Source organism: Actinotalea soli (assembly GCF_017565425.1).
Lineage (GTDB): Bacteria > Actinomycetota > Actinomycetes > Actinomycetales > Cellulomonadaceae > Actinotalea > Actinotalea soli.
The window spans coordinates 505710-519553 of record NZ_JAGEMK010000001.1 but is presented as its reverse complement, the minus strand read 5'-3'; the positions used below and the strand labels follow the sequence as shown (position 1 = coordinate 519553).

Annotated in this window: 12 protein-coding genes; 6 read left to right on the top strand and 6 right to left on the bottom strand. The window is 73.4% G+C overall.

Annotation, left to right across the window (positions count from 1 at the left end; genetic code table 11):
* Nucleotides 1-60: 60 nt before the first annotated feature.
* Nucleotides 61-291: an SPOR domain-containing protein gene (locus J4G33_RS02395; RefSeq protein ID WP_208054273.1), complete on the top strand. Its 231-nt coding sequence runs from the start codon at nt 61-63 to the stop codon at nt 289-291.
* Between the two features lie 30 nt (nt 292-321).
* Here J4G33_RS02395 and panB read toward each other — a convergent pair whose 3' ends face one another.
* Complete coding sequence (panB, locus tag J4G33_RS02390; protein WP_208054272.1) at nt 322-1152, bottom strand: 3-methyl-2-oxobutanoate hydroxymethyltransferase; 831 nt, start codon at nt 1150-1152, stop codon at nt 322-324.
* Nucleotides 1153-1161: 9 nt separating this feature from the next.
* Nucleotides 1162-2814: an NAD+ synthase gene (locus tag J4G33_RS02385; RefSeq protein WP_208054271.1), complete on the bottom strand. Its 1653-nt coding sequence runs from the start codon at nt 2812-2814 to the stop codon at nt 1162-1164.
* A gap of 107 nt (nt 2815-2921) precedes the next feature.
* Here J4G33_RS02385 and glnA point away from each other — a divergent pair, with 107 nt between their 5' ends.
* Nucleotides 2922-4259 carry a type I glutamate--ammonia ligase gene (gene glnA, locus J4G33_RS02380; RefSeq protein WP_208054270.1) on the top strand — a complete coding sequence of 446 codons (1338 nt, stop codon included), beginning with the start codon at nt 2922-2924 and terminating at the stop codon, nt 4257-4259.
* Nucleotides 4256-7297 carry a bifunctional [glutamine synthetase] adenylyltransferase/[glutamine synthetase]-adenylyl-L-tyrosine phosphorylase gene (locus J4G33_RS02375; RefSeq protein ID WP_208054269.1) on the top strand — a complete coding sequence of 1014 codons (3042 nt, stop codon included), beginning with the start codon at nt 4256-4258 and terminating at the stop codon, nt 7295-7297. The genes glnA and J4G33_RS02375 overlap by 4 nt, the downstream gene beginning before the upstream one ends.
* Nucleotides 7298-7308: 11 nt before the next feature.
* Here the strand turns inward: J4G33_RS02375 and J4G33_RS02370 are convergent, their stop codons facing one another.
* Together J4G33_RS02370 and ligD are read right to left on the bottom strand one after the other, a co-directional pair.
* Nucleotides 7309-7737, bottom strand: a complete 429-nt coding sequence (locus tag J4G33_RS02370; RefSeq protein WP_208054657.1) for a CoA-binding protein — start codon at nt 7735-7737, stop codon at nt 7309-7311.
* A 91-nt stretch (nt 7738-7828) separates the two neighbouring features.
* Entirely contained in the window at nt 7829-8713 is an 885-nt protein-coding gene (ligD, locus tag J4G33_RS02365; RefSeq protein ID WP_208054268.1) for a non-homologous end-joining DNA ligase, read from the bottom strand.
* A gap of 207 nt (nt 8714-8920) precedes the next feature.
* Between ligD and ku the strand changes: the two genes are divergently transcribed.
* On the top strand, nt 8921-9976 hold the full coding sequence (gene ku / locus J4G33_RS02360; protein ID WP_208054267.1) for a non-homologous end joining protein Ku: 1056 nt from the start codon (nt 8921-8923) through the stop codon (nt 9974-9976).
* A 3-nt stretch (nt 9977-9979) separates the two neighbouring features.
* Nucleotides 9980-11035, top strand: a complete 1056-nt coding sequence (locus tag J4G33_RS02355; protein ID WP_208054266.1) for a PHP domain-containing protein — start codon at nt 9980-9982, stop codon at nt 11033-11035.
* A gap of 30 nt (nt 11036-11065) precedes the next feature.
* Here J4G33_RS02355 and J4G33_RS02350 read toward each other — a convergent pair whose 3' ends face one another.
* Together J4G33_RS02350 and J4G33_RS02345 are read right to left on the bottom strand one after the other, a co-directional pair.
* Complete coding sequence (locus J4G33_RS02350) at nt 11066-11380, bottom strand: putative quinol monooxygenase (protein WP_208054265.1); 315 nt, start codon at nt 11378-11380, stop codon at nt 11066-11068.
* A 25-nt stretch (nt 11381-11405) separates the two neighbouring features.
* Nucleotides 11406-11720, bottom strand: a complete 315-nt coding sequence (locus tag J4G33_RS02345; protein ID WP_208054264.1) for a DUF6343 family protein — start codon at nt 11718-11720, stop codon at nt 11406-11408.
* Between the two features lie 268 nt (nt 11721-11988).
* Between J4G33_RS02345 and J4G33_RS02340 the strand changes: the two genes are divergently transcribed.
* Entirely contained in the window at nt 11989-13833 is a 1845-nt protein-coding gene (locus J4G33_RS02340; RefSeq protein ID WP_208054263.1) for a hypothetical protein, read from the top strand.
* The last annotated feature ends 11 nt before the right edge of the window (nt 13834-13844 follow it).

The window sequence follows — 13844 nt, the reverse complement described above, 5'->3', positions numbered from 1 at the left end:
CGGATCGTCGCCAGGGTGAGCAGGACGGGCAGCCAGCCCGACGGACCGGAGGGAGCGACGATGAGCGAGGACCAGGACCCCACCCAGGCAGCGCGGTGGTTCTACGACCCGTCGACCGGGGAGGTCGAGCAGGGCAGGCAGAGCTCCTGGCAGGGCCGGATGGGGCCCTACCAGAGCCGTGAGGAGGCGACGCAGGCCCTCGAGAAGGCCCGGCGCCGCAACGAGGCGTGGGAGGAGGAGGACCGACGTCGGCGGCAGGAGGACGACAGCTGGGGAGTGGACCCCGCCTGAGGAGGTGCGGCCGCGGCCGCCGCGGCCTGCTCAGTCCGTGAAGCTGTGCTCGGCGGTCGGAAAGGCTCCCGACCGCACCTCGTCGTTGTAGGCCCGTGCCGCGGCGGACAGCACCGCACCGACGTCCGCGTACTTCTTCGCGAAGCGGGGGGACCACACGCCCAGACCGGCCATGTCCATCCAGACGAGCACCTGCCCGTCGCAGTCCGGCCCGGCACCGATGCCGATGGTCGGGACGGCGAGCACCTCGGTGACCTGCGCGGCGAGCGGGGCCGGGACCATCTCCAGGACGATCGCGAAGGCCCCCGCCTCCTGGAGGGCGAGGGCGTCCTCGGTGAGACGCTCGGCCGCGTCCTGGCCGCGTCCCTGGACCCGCTTGCCCCCCAGGGTGTTCTCGGACTGCGGGGTGAAGCCCAGGTGGCCCATCACCGGGATGCCCGTCGAGGTGAGGAGCCGCACGTGCTCGGCGACGTGCCGCCCGCCCTCGAGCTTGACCGCGTGCGCCCCGGCCTCCTTGAGCATCCGCACCCCGGCGGCGTGAGCCTGCGCGGGGGAGGCCTCGTAGGACCCGAAGGGCAGGTCGGCGACGACCAGGGCACGTCGCGTGGCGCTCACGACGGCCCGGGCGTGCCGCAGCACGTCCTCGACCGTGACCGGGAGGGTCGTCGCGTGCCCGTAGAGGGCGTTGCCCATCGAGTCCCCGACCAGCAGCACCTCGGTGCCCGCCTCGTCGAAGATCTGCGCGGTCGGCGCGTCGTAGGCGGTGAGCATGGTGATGCGCTCGCCACGCTCCTTGGCCTCGCGCAGGTGGTGCACGCGGACGCGCTTGGGGGCCGGCGTGGCCGACGTCGGCTCACTCATCGTGCTGCCTCACTCCTCGACGGGGCCGCGCGGCTCTCGCCACCGGCTGGTGACGGGCAGCCTACGGTCCCGTCCGAAGGCCAGGGCGGTGACCTTGGGCCCCGGGGGGTACTGCCGGCGCTTCCACTCGGCCCGGTCGACGAGGGACAGGACCTTGTCGACGACCTCGGGGTCGAAGCCGCGGGCCAGCAGCTCCTCCCGCCCCTCGGCGTGCTCGACGTAGGCGTCGAGGACCTCGTCGAGCAGGTCGTAGGAGGGCAACGAGTCGGTGTCGACCTGTCCCGGGCGCAGCTCGGCCGAGGGCGGCTTGGTGATCGAGGCCTCGGGGATGGGCGGGAGCTCCCCGGCATCCAGGGCCGACTGGTTGCGCCATCGCGCGAGCGCCCACACCCGGGACTTGTCCACGTCCTTGAGCGGGGCGAAGCCGCCGACGGCGTCGCCGTAGATCGTGGAGTAGCCGACGGCCAGCTCGGACTTGTTGCCCGTGGCCAGGACGAGCTGCCCCTCGACGTTGGACACGGCCATGAGGATCACGCCGCGGACCCGGGCCTGGAGGTTCTCCCCGGCGATGCCCGGCAGGTCCATCTGGCCCTCGAAGGCGTCGACCATGGGGGCGACGGGCTGGACGCGGTAGTCCGCCCCGATGCGTCGCGCGAGGTCTGCGGCGTCGTCCCGCGAGTGGTCCGAGGAGTGCCGCGAGGGCATCGACACGCCGACGACGTTCTGGCCGCCGAGGGCGTCTGCCGCGATCGCGGCCGCGAGGGCCGAGTCGATGCCGCCCGAGAGCCCGAGCACCACCCCGGTGAAGCCGTTCTTGGTCGCGTAGCCCCGCAGACCCGTGACCAGGGCGCTGTAGACCTCGGCGTCGGAGTCCAGGGGAGCCGCGACCATGCCGCCCCCGGGACGGCCGTCCTCGGCGAGGTCGACCACCAGGAGGTGCTCGACGAACTGCGGCGAGCTCGCGACCACCCGGCCGTCGGCGTCGCTCACGAAGGAGCCCCCGTCGAAGACGAGGTCGTCCTGGCCGCCCACCATGTTCACGTAGGCCACCGGGGCGCCGACCTCGCGGGCCCGGCGCCCCGCGAGCTCGGAGCGCACGTGGCCCTTGCCCTCCTCGTAGGGCGAGCCGTTGAGCACCAGCAGGAGGTCGAGACCGGCGCCCGCGAGGCTGTCGACCGGCCCGGCGTCCTGCCAGATGTCCTCGCAGATCGCCAACCCGACGCTGCGGCCAGCGACCTGCACCACGCAGGCCTCGTCACCGGGGGAGAAGATGCGGAACTCGTCGAAGACGCCGTAGGTCGGCAGGTGGTGCTTGTCGTACCGGGCGAGCACGGTGCCGCCACGGATCACGACGGCCTGGTTGGTCGCGCGGTCGTCGCTGTCCCGGCCCAGCGTGCCCAGGGCCACCGTGATCTCGCCGAGCCCCTCGGCCACGAGCCGCTCGGCGACGTCGTGCAGGGCGCGGTCGGCCGCACGGGCGAAGGAGTCGCGCAGCGCGAGGTCCTCGATCGGGTAGCCGGTGAGGGTCATCTCGGGGAAGGCGACGAGGTCGGCCCCTGCCTCGACGGCGCTGCGGGTCCAGGTCAGGACCTGGTCCGCGTTGCCGGCGAGGTCGCCGACGCAGGTGTCGATCTGGGCCAGTGCGATGCGGATCTGCGCCATCGGGCCAGCCTATCGACGCGCCGCAGGAACCTCCTCGCGGGCGGTGCGACGTGCCGGACCCCGGACATGTCACCCGGCGGACACCTGCGTGGGGCAGGATGGGCGTCATGGACAGGCAGCAGGAGTTCGTGCTCCGTACGGTCGAGGAACGGGACATCCGCTTCATCCGACTCTGGTTCACCGACGTGCTCGGGATCCTCAAGTCGGTGGCGGTGGCCCCCGCCGAGCTCGAGAACGCCTTCTCGGAGGGCATCGGGTTCGACGGCAGCGCGATCGAGGGGCTCACGCGGGTCTACGAGGCGGACATGCTCGCCAAGCCCGACCCCTCGACCTTCCAGGTGCTGCCCTGGCGGGGTGAGCGCCACGGCACCGCCCGCATGTTCTGCGACATCCAGACCCCGGACGGCGAGCCCTCGCTCGCGGACTCACGGCACGTGCTCAAGCGCGCCCTGCAGCGGGCCGGGGACAAGGGCTTCACCTTCTACACGCACCCCGAGGTCGAGTTCTACCTCTTCGAGAACCCGGCCGACCCCGACAAGCCGCTGGTCCCCGTCGACACCGCCGGGTACTTCGACCACGTCGCGCGCGGCACGGGGCACGACTTCCGTCGCGCCGCGATCACGATGCTCGAGTCGATGGGCATCTCGGTCGAGTTCTCGCACCACGAGGCCGGGCCGGGCCAGAACGAGATCGACCTGCGGTACGCCGACGCCCTCACCACGGCGGACAACATCATGACCTTCCGCACCGTGGTCAAGGAGGTCGCCCTCGAGCAGGGGCTGCACGCCTCCTTCATGCCCAAGCCGCTCGCGGACCACCCCGGGTCCGGCATGCACTCCCACCTCTCGCTCTTCGAGGGGGACCGCAACGCCTTCCACGAGCCGGGGGCCCCGTTCGAGCTCTCCTCGACCGCGCGGAAGTTCATCGCGGGGCTGCTGCACCACGCGGCGGAGATCACCGCGATCACCAACCAGTACGTGAACTCCTACAAGCGGATGTGGGGCGGGGCCGAGGCCCCGAGCTACATCTGCTGGGGCCACAACAACCGTTCGGCCCTGGTCCGGGTACCGATGTACAAGCCGGGCAAGGTCAACTCGAGCCGCGTGGAGTACCGCGGGGTGGACGCGGCCACCAACCCGTACCTGTCGTACGCGGTGCTGCTCGCGGCGGGCCTCAAGGGCATCGAGGAGAACTACGAGCTGCCCGAGGGGGCCGAGGACGACGTCTGGGAGCTGACCGACGGTGAGCGCCGTGCCATGGGCATCCAGCCGCTGCCCTCCTCCCTGGACCAGGCGATCGCTGTCATGGAGAGCTCCGAGCTCGTGGCCGAGACCCTGGGTGAGCACGTCTTCGACTTCGTCCTGCGCAACAAGCGCGAGGAGTGGAACGCCTACCGTGCCCAGGTCACTCCCTTCGAGCTGAAGCGGTTCCTCCCGGTCCTGTGAGCGCGGGCACCGACGGCTCAGGCTCCGCGCGGCGGCCCGCGCGGAGCCTGCACGGGCGCCTGACCCGCCTCGGCTTCGTGGACCCCGCCCGGGCAGCGACCCTCGTCGAGGACCCCGACCTCGTGGGCGCCCTGGGGCCGGTCGACGAGAGCGCACCTCTGCTCGACCTGCTGGGCGGGCTGGCCTCGCCCGACGACGCTCTCCTCGGCCTCGCGCGGCTGTCCGGTGCGGTGCACGACGGGGCAGCGCTGCGCAGCCTGCTCGAGCAGCCCAGCCCCGAACGCGAGCGGCTGCTCGCGGTGCTCGGGGCCTCGACAGCCCTGGGCGACCACCTGGTGCGCCACCCCGAGGACCTCGACGCCCTGGCCGAGCCCACCCCGATCGGCGCCGACTCGCGCCTGGTGCGCGCCGAGCTGCTCGCGGCCGTCGGCGCCGAGCCCGACGGCGTCCCGGTCGCGAGCCTGACGGGGACCGAGGGCGTCGACGCGATGCGGCGCGCCTACCGCCGGCGCCTGCTGCGCATCGCCGGCGTCGACCTGGCCTCGACCGAGCCGCTCTCGCTGCTGCCCGCGGTCGGGGCGGCCCTGGCGGACCTGGCCTCGGCGGCCCTCGAGGCCGCCCTGGCCCTCGCACGGGCCGAGGTGGAGGACCACGGGGCCGCCCGGATCGCCGTGCTCGGCATGGGCAAGTGCGGTGGACGTGAGCTCAACTACGTGAGCGACGTCGACGTCATCTACGTCGTCGAGCCGCACGAGGGCCACGAGGAGTCCGAGGCGCTGGGGGTCGGTGCCCGGCTCGCGACAGCCCTGGCGCGGGCGTGCTCGGGTCCGTCGAGCGAGCCCGCGCTGTGGCCCGTGGATGCGGCGCTGCGCCCCGAGGGCAAGAACGGTCCGCTGGTGCGGACCGTCGCGAGTCACGTCGCCTACTACGAGCGCTGGGCCAAGACCTGGGAGTTCCAGGCCCTCCTCAAGGCCCGTCCTGTCGCGGGGGACCTCGAGCTGGGGGCCGAGTACACCGCTGCGCTGAGCCCGATGGTGTGGACCGCGGTCGAGCGCGAGCACTTCGTCGAGGACTCCCAGGCCATGCGGCGCCGGGTCGAGGACCACGTCCCGGCGGCCGAGGCCGACCGTCAGCTCAAGCTCGGGGTGGGGGGCCTGCGCGACGTCGAGTTCACGGTCCAGCTCCTGCAGCTGGTGCACGGGCGGGCCGACGAGTCGATCCGCAGCCCCAACACGCTGACGGCCCTGGCGGCCCTGGCCGCCGCGGGGTACGTCGGACGGGACCACGCGGCGCGGCTCGGCGTCTGCTACCGCCTGCTGCGCACCCTCGAGCACCGGGTCCAGCTGCACCGCCTGCGCCGGACCCACCTGCTCCCCGAGGCCGAGGTGGACCTGCGCCGGTTGGCACGGGCCTCGCGGCTGCAGCCCCCCGACCAGGAGGCGGTGATGCAACGGTGGCGCACCGTCCGGCGTGACGTCCGCCACCTGCACGAGGAGCTCTTCTACCGACCGCTCCTGCCCGCGACCGCGAGCCTGACCCGCGAGGAGGCCAGCCTCGCTCCGGAGGCCGCCCGGGCGCGGCTCGCGGCCATCGGCTACCGGGACCCGTCGGGTGCGGTCCGGCACATCGCCAGCCTGACCGAGGGGGTCAGCCGTCGCGCGGCGATCCAGCGACAGCTGCTGCCCGTCCTGCTGGGCTGGTTCGCCGAGGGCAGCGACCCTGACGGCGGGCTGCTGGCCTTCCGTCGGCTCTCGGACGAGCTCGGCACGACGCACTGGTACCTGAAGCTGCTCCGCGACTCGGGGGTCGCGGCCGAGCGCCTGGCCTGCGTCCTGTCCAGCTCGAGATACGTCGCGGACGCCCTCGCTCGCTCCCCGGAGTCGGTCGCCTGGCTCGCGGACGACGCCGAGCTGGCTCCGCGTGACGTCGCACGCCTGGCGAGCGAGGTCGACGCGGTCCTGACGCGGGCCGGCGAGGCCACCGCAGGGGCGACCCTGCTGCGTGCGGTGCGCCGCCGTGAGCTCGCCAGGACGGCCGTCGCAGAGGTGCTGGGCACCCGCTCGGTGGTCTCGGCGGCCCGGTCGCTCACCGCGGCCGCCGACGTCGCGCTGGCCGGGGCGCTGCGGATCGCGGAGTTCGAGGTCCGCCAGTCCGCCGCCGGGCTCCTCACGCGGTCGGCCATCATCGCCATGGGGCGCCTCGGCGGTCAGGAGGCCGGGTACGGGTCCGACGCGGACGTCCTCTTCGTCCACGACCCGCTGCCCGGGGTCGAGGCCGCCGCGGCGCAGGCCCAGGCCATGGCCATCGCGATGCGGGTCCGCGGGCTGCTCGGCGAGATGGGACCCGAGCCGGCCCTCGAGGTCGACGCGGACCTGCGCCCCGAGGGGCGCAACGGGCCGCTGGCGCGGACCTTGGCCTCCTACGGCGAGTACTACCAGCGCTGGTCCTCGCCCTGGGAGAGCCAGGCCCTGCTCCGGGCGCGGCCCGTCGCGGGGGACGTCGACCTGGGCGAGCGCTTCCTCGAGCTCGTCGCCCCGCTGCGCTACCCGCGCGGTGGGGCCGACCCCGCGACGCTGCGCGAGGTCCGGAGGCTCAAGGCCCGGATGGAGGCCGAGCGCCTGCCCCGCGGCGTCGAGCCCACGCGTCACCTCAAGCTCGGCCGCGGCGGGTTGAGCGACGTCGAGTGGACCGTCCAGCTCCTCCAGCTCCAGCACGGGTACGAGATCGAGGGGCTGCGCACCACGTCGACCCTGGACGCGCTGGCCGCGGCGGCCGCCGAGGGCCTGGTCGAGGAGGAGGACGCCGAGATCCTCCGCGAGGCATGGGTGCTGTGCTCACGGCTGCGCGACGCCCTCGTGCTGCTCTCGGGCCGCGCCGGGGGAGCGGGGGCCGACGTCCTGCCCCACGACAGGCGTGCCCTCAGCGGGCTGGCGCGTCTGCTCGGGTACCCGGCCGCCTCCGGCACCGAGCTCGAGGAGAGCTACCTGCGGACCGGTCGTCGGGCACGGGTCGTCGTCGAGCGCCTCTTCTACGAGTAGGCGGGCGGGGGTCAGGCCAGGCCCAGCCGCGCCCCTTCGATCTTGGGGCAGGTGTCGCTGACCACGGTGAGGCCCGCCTCGCGGGCACGGGCCTCGGCTGCGACGTCGTGCACGCCGAGCTGCAACCACACCGCGCGAGCCCCGATCGCGACGGCCTCGTCGATCACCGTGCCGGCGCGCGCCGAGTTCACGAAGACGTCGACGACGTCCACGGCCCCGGGCACCTCCCCGAGGCTGCGGTACCCCCGGGCACCGTGCACCGTCTCGGCACGGGGATGGACAGGGACGACCTCGTGCCCCAGCCGCCGGAGATAGGCCGCGACCCCGAAGGCCGCTCGGGCGGCGTTGGTCGAGAGCCCGACGACGGCCCACCGCGCTGGGGTGCGCAGCAGGTCGGCGAGGGCGTCGGCGTCGTGGCTGGGGTCTGGCTCAGGGGTCAGCACTGGGCCAGGGAACCACAGCTGGTCTGCTCGTGCCTGGGTGCTCGGTCCCGGACCGACCGCCCGGCCGGCGCGGTCAGGGGCCGGGTGGTCAGTCGGGGGCGAGCAGGTCGCCGTCCTGCTCGAGCCGGTCGAGGACCGTGCCGGGGTCGAGCTGCGCGAGCCCTGGCCCGAGCTCCTCCCAGCGGCGCGGCGCGGCGACCTGGGGTCGTTCACGCCCGCGCAGGGAGTACGGGGTCACGGTCGTCTTGGCGGGATGGTTCTGCGACCAGTCGAGGAGCACCTTGCCGGGCCGCAGCGCGCGCTTCATCGAGGCCACGACCAGCTGCGGGTGGTCCTCCGCGAGCCCGAGCGCGAGGTCATGGGCCTGCTCGCGGACCTGCGTCGCGGTGCGACGGCCGTCGAGGACGGCGTAGAGCTGGAGCCCCTTGCTGCCACTGGTGACGGGGACGACGTCGTCCAACCCCGCGTCGCCCAGCCGCTCGGCCACCAGGTGGGCCACCTCGGCGCACTCCTCCAGGCCCGCACCCTCGCCCGGGTCGAGGTCGACGACGAGCCGGTCGGGGGCTCGCACCCCGCCGCGGGGCCCGACCCGCCACTGCGGGGTGTGCAGCTCGACCGCGCCCGCGTTGGCCGCCCACACCAGGGAGGGGAGGTCGTCCAGGACGGGGAGGTCCACGATCGTGCCCTCGTCCTGCGACCCGGGGCTGGCCCGCAGCTCGTGGTGCCTCAGCCAGTCGGGGGCGCCACGAGGGGTGTTCTTCTCGAAGAAGCGCTCGCCGTCGACTCCCTCGGGGAAGCGGATGCGCGTGACCGGCCGGTCGCGCAGCTGCCCGAGGATCGCCGGGGCGGCCTGCGTGTAGTAGTGGATCATCTCGGCCTTGGTGAACCCCGTGGCGGGATACAGAACCCGGTCCAGGTGGGTCAGCTTGACGCGTCTGCCCTCGACCTCGACCCACTGCGGCTGGTCGCCCATCGGTCCTCCCGCGCCTCGCGCCGTCGTCGTGCTCGATCGGTTCGCCGAGCCCGACCTGCGTTCTCGGGTAGCGGACCAGGGGTGTGCGGGTCCATCCTGCCCAGGAAGGTGCTGACCGGCACCCCGGCTCTGGTGCGCCCCTGGGCGTCGGGTCGCGGGGGCCGGCGGTCTCGCCGGGGGACCCTGCACCGGATGAGGAGGGGCGAGATGCGCGCGATCTGGAAGGGGGCCGTGGCCTTCGGGCTCGTCAACGTGCCGGTCAAGCTCTATGCCGCGACCGGTGAGCACAGCGTGGCCCTGCACCAGGTGCACCGCGAGGACGGCGGGCGCATCCGGTACCGCAAGGTCTGCAGCGTCGACGGCGAGGAGGTCAGGCCCGACGACATCGTCAAGGGCTACGAGACCGACGACGGGCAGATGGTGGTGCTCACCGACGAGGACCTCGACGAGCTGCCGCTGACCACCGAGCGCGAGATCGCCGTCGAGGAGTTCGTCCCGGCGGACCAGGTCGACCCCATCATGCTCGCCAAGACGTACTACCTCGAGCCGGACAAGACCGCGGCCAAGCCCTACGCCCTGCTGCGCGAGGCCCTGCGCCAGACCGACCGGATGGCCGTGGTCAAGGTCGCGCTGCGCCAGCGGGAGTCGATGGCCGTGCTGCGGGTGCGCGACGACGTCATCTGCCTGCAGACCCTGCTCTGGCCCGACGAGGTGCGCGAGGCCGACTTCCCGGTCCTCGACGCGGACGTCAAGCTCCGGCCCCAGGAGCTCACCATGGCGTCCTCGCTGGTCGAGTCCCTCGCGGCGGACTTCGACCCCTCGGAGTTCGAGGACAGCTACCGCGTGGCCCTCGAGCAGCTGATCGAGGCCAAGGTCAGCTCGGGGACGACCGTCGTGCCCGAGAAGGCCGAGGAGCAGGACAGCTCGGAGGGAGCCGAGGTGGTCGACCTGCTCTCGGCCCTGCAGCGCAGCGTCGAGAAGGCCCGCGGGACGCGGGGCGGAGCGGGGTCCTCCGGGGGGAAGGCCCCTGCGCGGGGCGGCGGCGCCTCCAGGAGCACCACCGCGAAGGGCGGCACCGCGAAGAAGAGCTCCGCCACCACGAGCGGCCCTGCCAAGACGGCTGCCGCGAAGTCCGGCAGCGCCAAGGGCAGCAGCGCCAAGCCCAGCAGTGCCACGTCCAGCAGTGCCACGTCCGGCAGTACCAAGCCCAGCACTGCGAAGGCGACCAGGGCCAAGAAGGCCTCTCCCCGCAAGGCCTCCTGACCCGTGGCGCCCCAGCGCGGTCGGGACGAGGTCGATCAGGACGAGGTGGTCGCGACCCTGCACCGGGTGGCCTTCCTCCTGGAGCGTCAGCAGGCCTCCTCCTACCGGTGCGCCGCCTACCGCGGGGCAGGGGACCGGTTGCGCGAGCTCGACGAGGCCGACTGGGACCAGCACCGCCGCGCGGACAGCTGGCAGCAGATCTCGGGGGTCGGCTCCAAGACCGCGGACGTGGTCCGCGAGGTCCTCGCGGGCTCCACCCCGACCGTCCTCGCCGAGCTCGAGGCCGACCTGCTCGAGCGTGAGGGGCGGAGCACCGCGGCAGGCCGTCACCTGCGCGAGGCCATCCGCGGAGACCTGCACTCCCACACCGAGGCGAGCGACGGCAGCGCACCCCTCGAGGACATGGCCCTGGCCGGTGTGCAGATCGGGCACGAGTACCTGGCCGTGACCGACCACTCGCCCCGGCTGACGGTGGCCCACGGTCTCACCCCGGCCCGCCTGCGCCGTCAGATGGCCCGGATCGCCCAGGCGAACGAGGTCCTCGCGCCGTTCCGGCTGCTGCGCGGCATCGAGGTGGACGTGCTCGACGACGGTGGGCTGGACCAGGAACCAGCCCTGCTCGACGAGCTCGACGTGGTGGTCGCCTCGGTCCACTCGAAGCTGAGGATGGACCGTGCTGCGATGACCCGGCGGATGGTCGCCGCGGTGACGGGCCCGTCGGTCGACGTGCTCGGGCACTGCACCGGGCGTCGCGTGCTGGGGCGCGAGCGGCCCCCGAGCGACTTCGACGCGAGGGCCGTCTTCGAGGCGTGCGCCGAGCACCAGGTGGCCGTCGAGGTCAACAGCCGTCCTGATCGTCGGGACCCGCCCGAGGAGCTCATCGCGATCGCGGTCGAGGTGGGGTGCCTGTTCACCGTGGACTCCGACGCCCACGCCCCGGGTCAGCTCGACTGGCTCGTCGACGGGTGCGACCGACTCGCCGCCCACGGGGTCGATGCCGACAGGGTGGTGACCACCTGGCCGGTCGACCGCCTGCTCGCGTGGACGGGGCGGCGCTGACCTCGGCCGGCTGCTCCTGATCCGTGGCCGTCAGCCCGGCGGGAGCCCTGTCGCAGCTCCGAGGACCACGTGCTCGACACGGGGCGGGACGCGCAGGAGCGGTGCCTTGAGCGCGTGGAACTGCTGCACGTGCGGGGCGTCTTCATGGGCCTGGAGAGCGTCGTCGTCCGCGTAGACCTCGTAGAAGACCCGGGCGAGGGGATCCCCGACCACGGCCTGGGTGGCGTAGACGAGGGTTCCGGGCTCGCCCGCGGTGATCGCGGGCACCACGTCGTCGGTGAGCTCGTCGAACCGACGGGCGGCGGTCGGGTCGACGAGGTCGAAGCGGACGACGATGCCGATCACGTGGTGCTCTCTTTCGTGGTGAGGATCAACCGGGCTCGCCCCGCCTCTTGCGTCTGATGATGACGACGATGTCGACCGCTGCGACGACGGCCAGCACGATCATCAGGATCATCATGCCTCGCAGCTCAGGGGCGCCCGCGGCCAGGACGGCGCCGACGGTGCACACCACGAGGCCGAAGCTCGCCAGGACGAGGCGCAAGGTCAGCGCGCTGTGGGCGGGTGGAGCACCACCGAGGCCGGCCGTGGGGTCGTGGTGGTCCGGACGGCCCGCGGGGTGACGGCCTGCCCTGGCGGCGGGGGTCGGGTCGGCCGATCTCCGCGTCGGGTCGGGAACGTTCATCGGGTGCCTCCGTCGGGTCGTCCACCGACCATCCCCGGTGACGGCGCGTCCCGCACCTCGGGGCAGGACCGAATGTGACGCACGCCACACCTGCCCAATCGTCCTGGTTCGCCATCGGATGCCGGAGTTCTTGAAGGGGTGGTGTCCGGTTCGTCACGCCCTAGGCGATCCACGGGGCCTCGCGCCACTCAAGGAGCGGGTGAAGTTGTCGATGCACTGGTCAGCCGGGCGCCGTGCCCGGGACGTTCACCCAGGGGGACCAGCACGCATGACATCGAACCGCCCAGCACTGGCCGTCCGCCGCTCGCGCGCGCCGCGTCCGGCTCGGACCCTGCTCGCTCTCGTCCTCGGCGGGACGCTCCTCGCCGCCACCCCGGCGCTCGGGATCGCCACGGCGCCCCCCGCTGTCGCCTCGAGCCCCCGTCTGAGCTGGGCGCCCCCCACCTTGACCGACCCGATCACCATCGACGTCACGTCGGCGAACCGTGACCTGCGGCTCGCACCCGGCCAGGACTACGTCCTGCGGATGCCCTCCACGCCCCTCAGCGGCGCCGGGGGGCTCATCGTCAACGGCGGCGACGACGTCGTCCTCATCGGCGGCGAGATCACCATCCCCTCCGGCGTCGGCACGGTCGAGGGCGCCAACCGGGGGCTCTACCTGCGGGACCAGACCGGCACCGTCCATGTCGAGGGCCTGCGCATCTCGGGCGCGGGACTGGGGGAGGGGATCAACCTCAGCCAACCGCACGGCGCCGTCGTGCAGCTGCAGAACATCCGCGTCGAGACCGTGCACGGCAGCCAGGCAGGGCACCACGCCGACGTGATCCAGACGTGGAACGGCCCCCGTGAGCTCCGCGTCGACGGTCTGAGCGGGGCCACGACGTACCAGGGCCTCTTCCTCCTGCCCCAGCAGCACGGTGCGGTCCAGCCGCAGCGCATGGACCTGCGCCGGGTGGACCTGCGGGGCACGAGCGCGAGCGGGTACATGGTCTGGCGCGACAGCCTGTCGTGGCCGTTGACCCTGTCCGACGTCTGGGTGCAGCCCAGCAGCACGGGTTCGCCGGACACCTATCTGTGGCCGCGGGGCTCCGGGGCGGGCACGCAGGCCTGGCCCTCGGTTGCGGTCGGCGTCCCGCCCGGCGGCCAGTTCGTGCCCTCCGGGCTTGCCGGGACCGGGTACGTCTCCCCGGGGTACACGACGACGCCCTCCCCGCTCCGCAGCCCGGTGGTCGGCATGGTGACCGGTGCCCGTGCCGCCGGCGGCACGCACTACACCCGGGACTCCTCGGTCGAGCTCACCTGGGCCCATGCGGGCCCCGCCGTCACCGGGTACGAGATCCTGCGCGGCGGCACGGTCGTCGCCACGGCCGCAGCACCGGCGACCCGTACCCGTGTGCCGGTGGTCGCCGGCTCCAACGACCTGACCGTCCGGGCGCGGTCCGCCTCGGGGCAGACCACGACGTCCCCGGTCGTCACCGTGGTGCGGGACACCGTCGCCCCGACCGTCACCAGGGCCCCCGAGGTCACGCTGCGCACCGGCGCGCTCTCCGCCTCCGGCACCGCGCCGATCACCGTGCAGTGGGAGGCTCAGGACGACGTGCGTCTGCGCCACGTGTCCCTCGCCGGAACGACCCAGGGGACCTTCGAGCCGGCCCGCACCGTCGCCTACGGCAGCGCTGCAGGGCTGGGCACGTGGACCGCGGTCGCCGAGGACGAGGCCGGGAACACCCGGAGCGCGTCGACCACGCGGACCGTGTCGGTGGTCCGGGACACCTCGATGCAGCGCACAGGCACCTGGTCGACCGTCAGCGGCACCGCCCACCACGGAGGTGCCGCCCTGCGCTCGGAGACGCCAGGGTCCGCGCTCACCCACACCTTCACCGGTCGCGCGGTCGCCCTCGTCGCCCAGCGCCGCCCCGATGCGGGGCGTGCGGTGATCTACGTGGACGGGGCCCGCATCACGGCCCTGGACCTGAACGGGCCCGAGGCCTCCCAGCAGGTCGTGTGGAACCGCAGCTGGCCGAGCTCCGCCGAACGCACCATCCGGGTCGAGGTCGAGGGGACCAGCGGGCGTCCCGGCATCACGGTGGACGGGGTGGTCACGGTCGGCTGAGCCCGACCTCC

Bases quoted from the DNA above. Each gene is read 5' to 3' on its own strand.
- J4G33_RS02340 (WP_208054263.1), top strand. From the start codon at position 11,989: ATGACATCGAACCGCCCAGCACTGGCCGTCCGCCGCTCGCGCGCGCCG.
- J4G33_RS02395 (WP_208054273.1), top strand. From the start codon at position 61: ATGAGCGAGGACCAGGACCCCACCCAGGCAGCGCGGTGGTTCTACGAC.
- ku (WP_208054267.1), top strand. From the start codon at position 8,921: ATGCGCGCGATCTGGAAGGGGGCCGTGGCCTTCGGGCTCGTCAACGTG.
- J4G33_RS02385 (WP_208054271.1), bottom strand. From the start codon at position 2,814: ATGGCGCAGATCCGCATCGCACTGGCCCAGATCGACACCTGCGTCGGC.
- ligD (WP_208054268.1), bottom strand. From the start codon at position 8,713: ATGGGCGACCAGCCGCAGTGGGTCGAGGTCGAGGGCAGACGCGTCAAG.
- panB (WP_208054272.1), bottom strand. From the start codon at position 1,152: ATGAGTGAGCCGACGTCGGCCACGCCGGCCCCCAAGCGCGTCCGCGTG.
- glnA (WP_208054270.1), top strand. From the start codon at position 2,922: ATGGACAGGCAGCAGGAGTTCGTGCTCCGTACGGTCGAGGAACGGGAC.
- J4G33_RS02345 (WP_208054264.1), bottom strand. From the start codon at position 11,720: ATGAACGTTCCCGACCCGACGCGGAGATCGGCCGACCCGACCCCCGCC.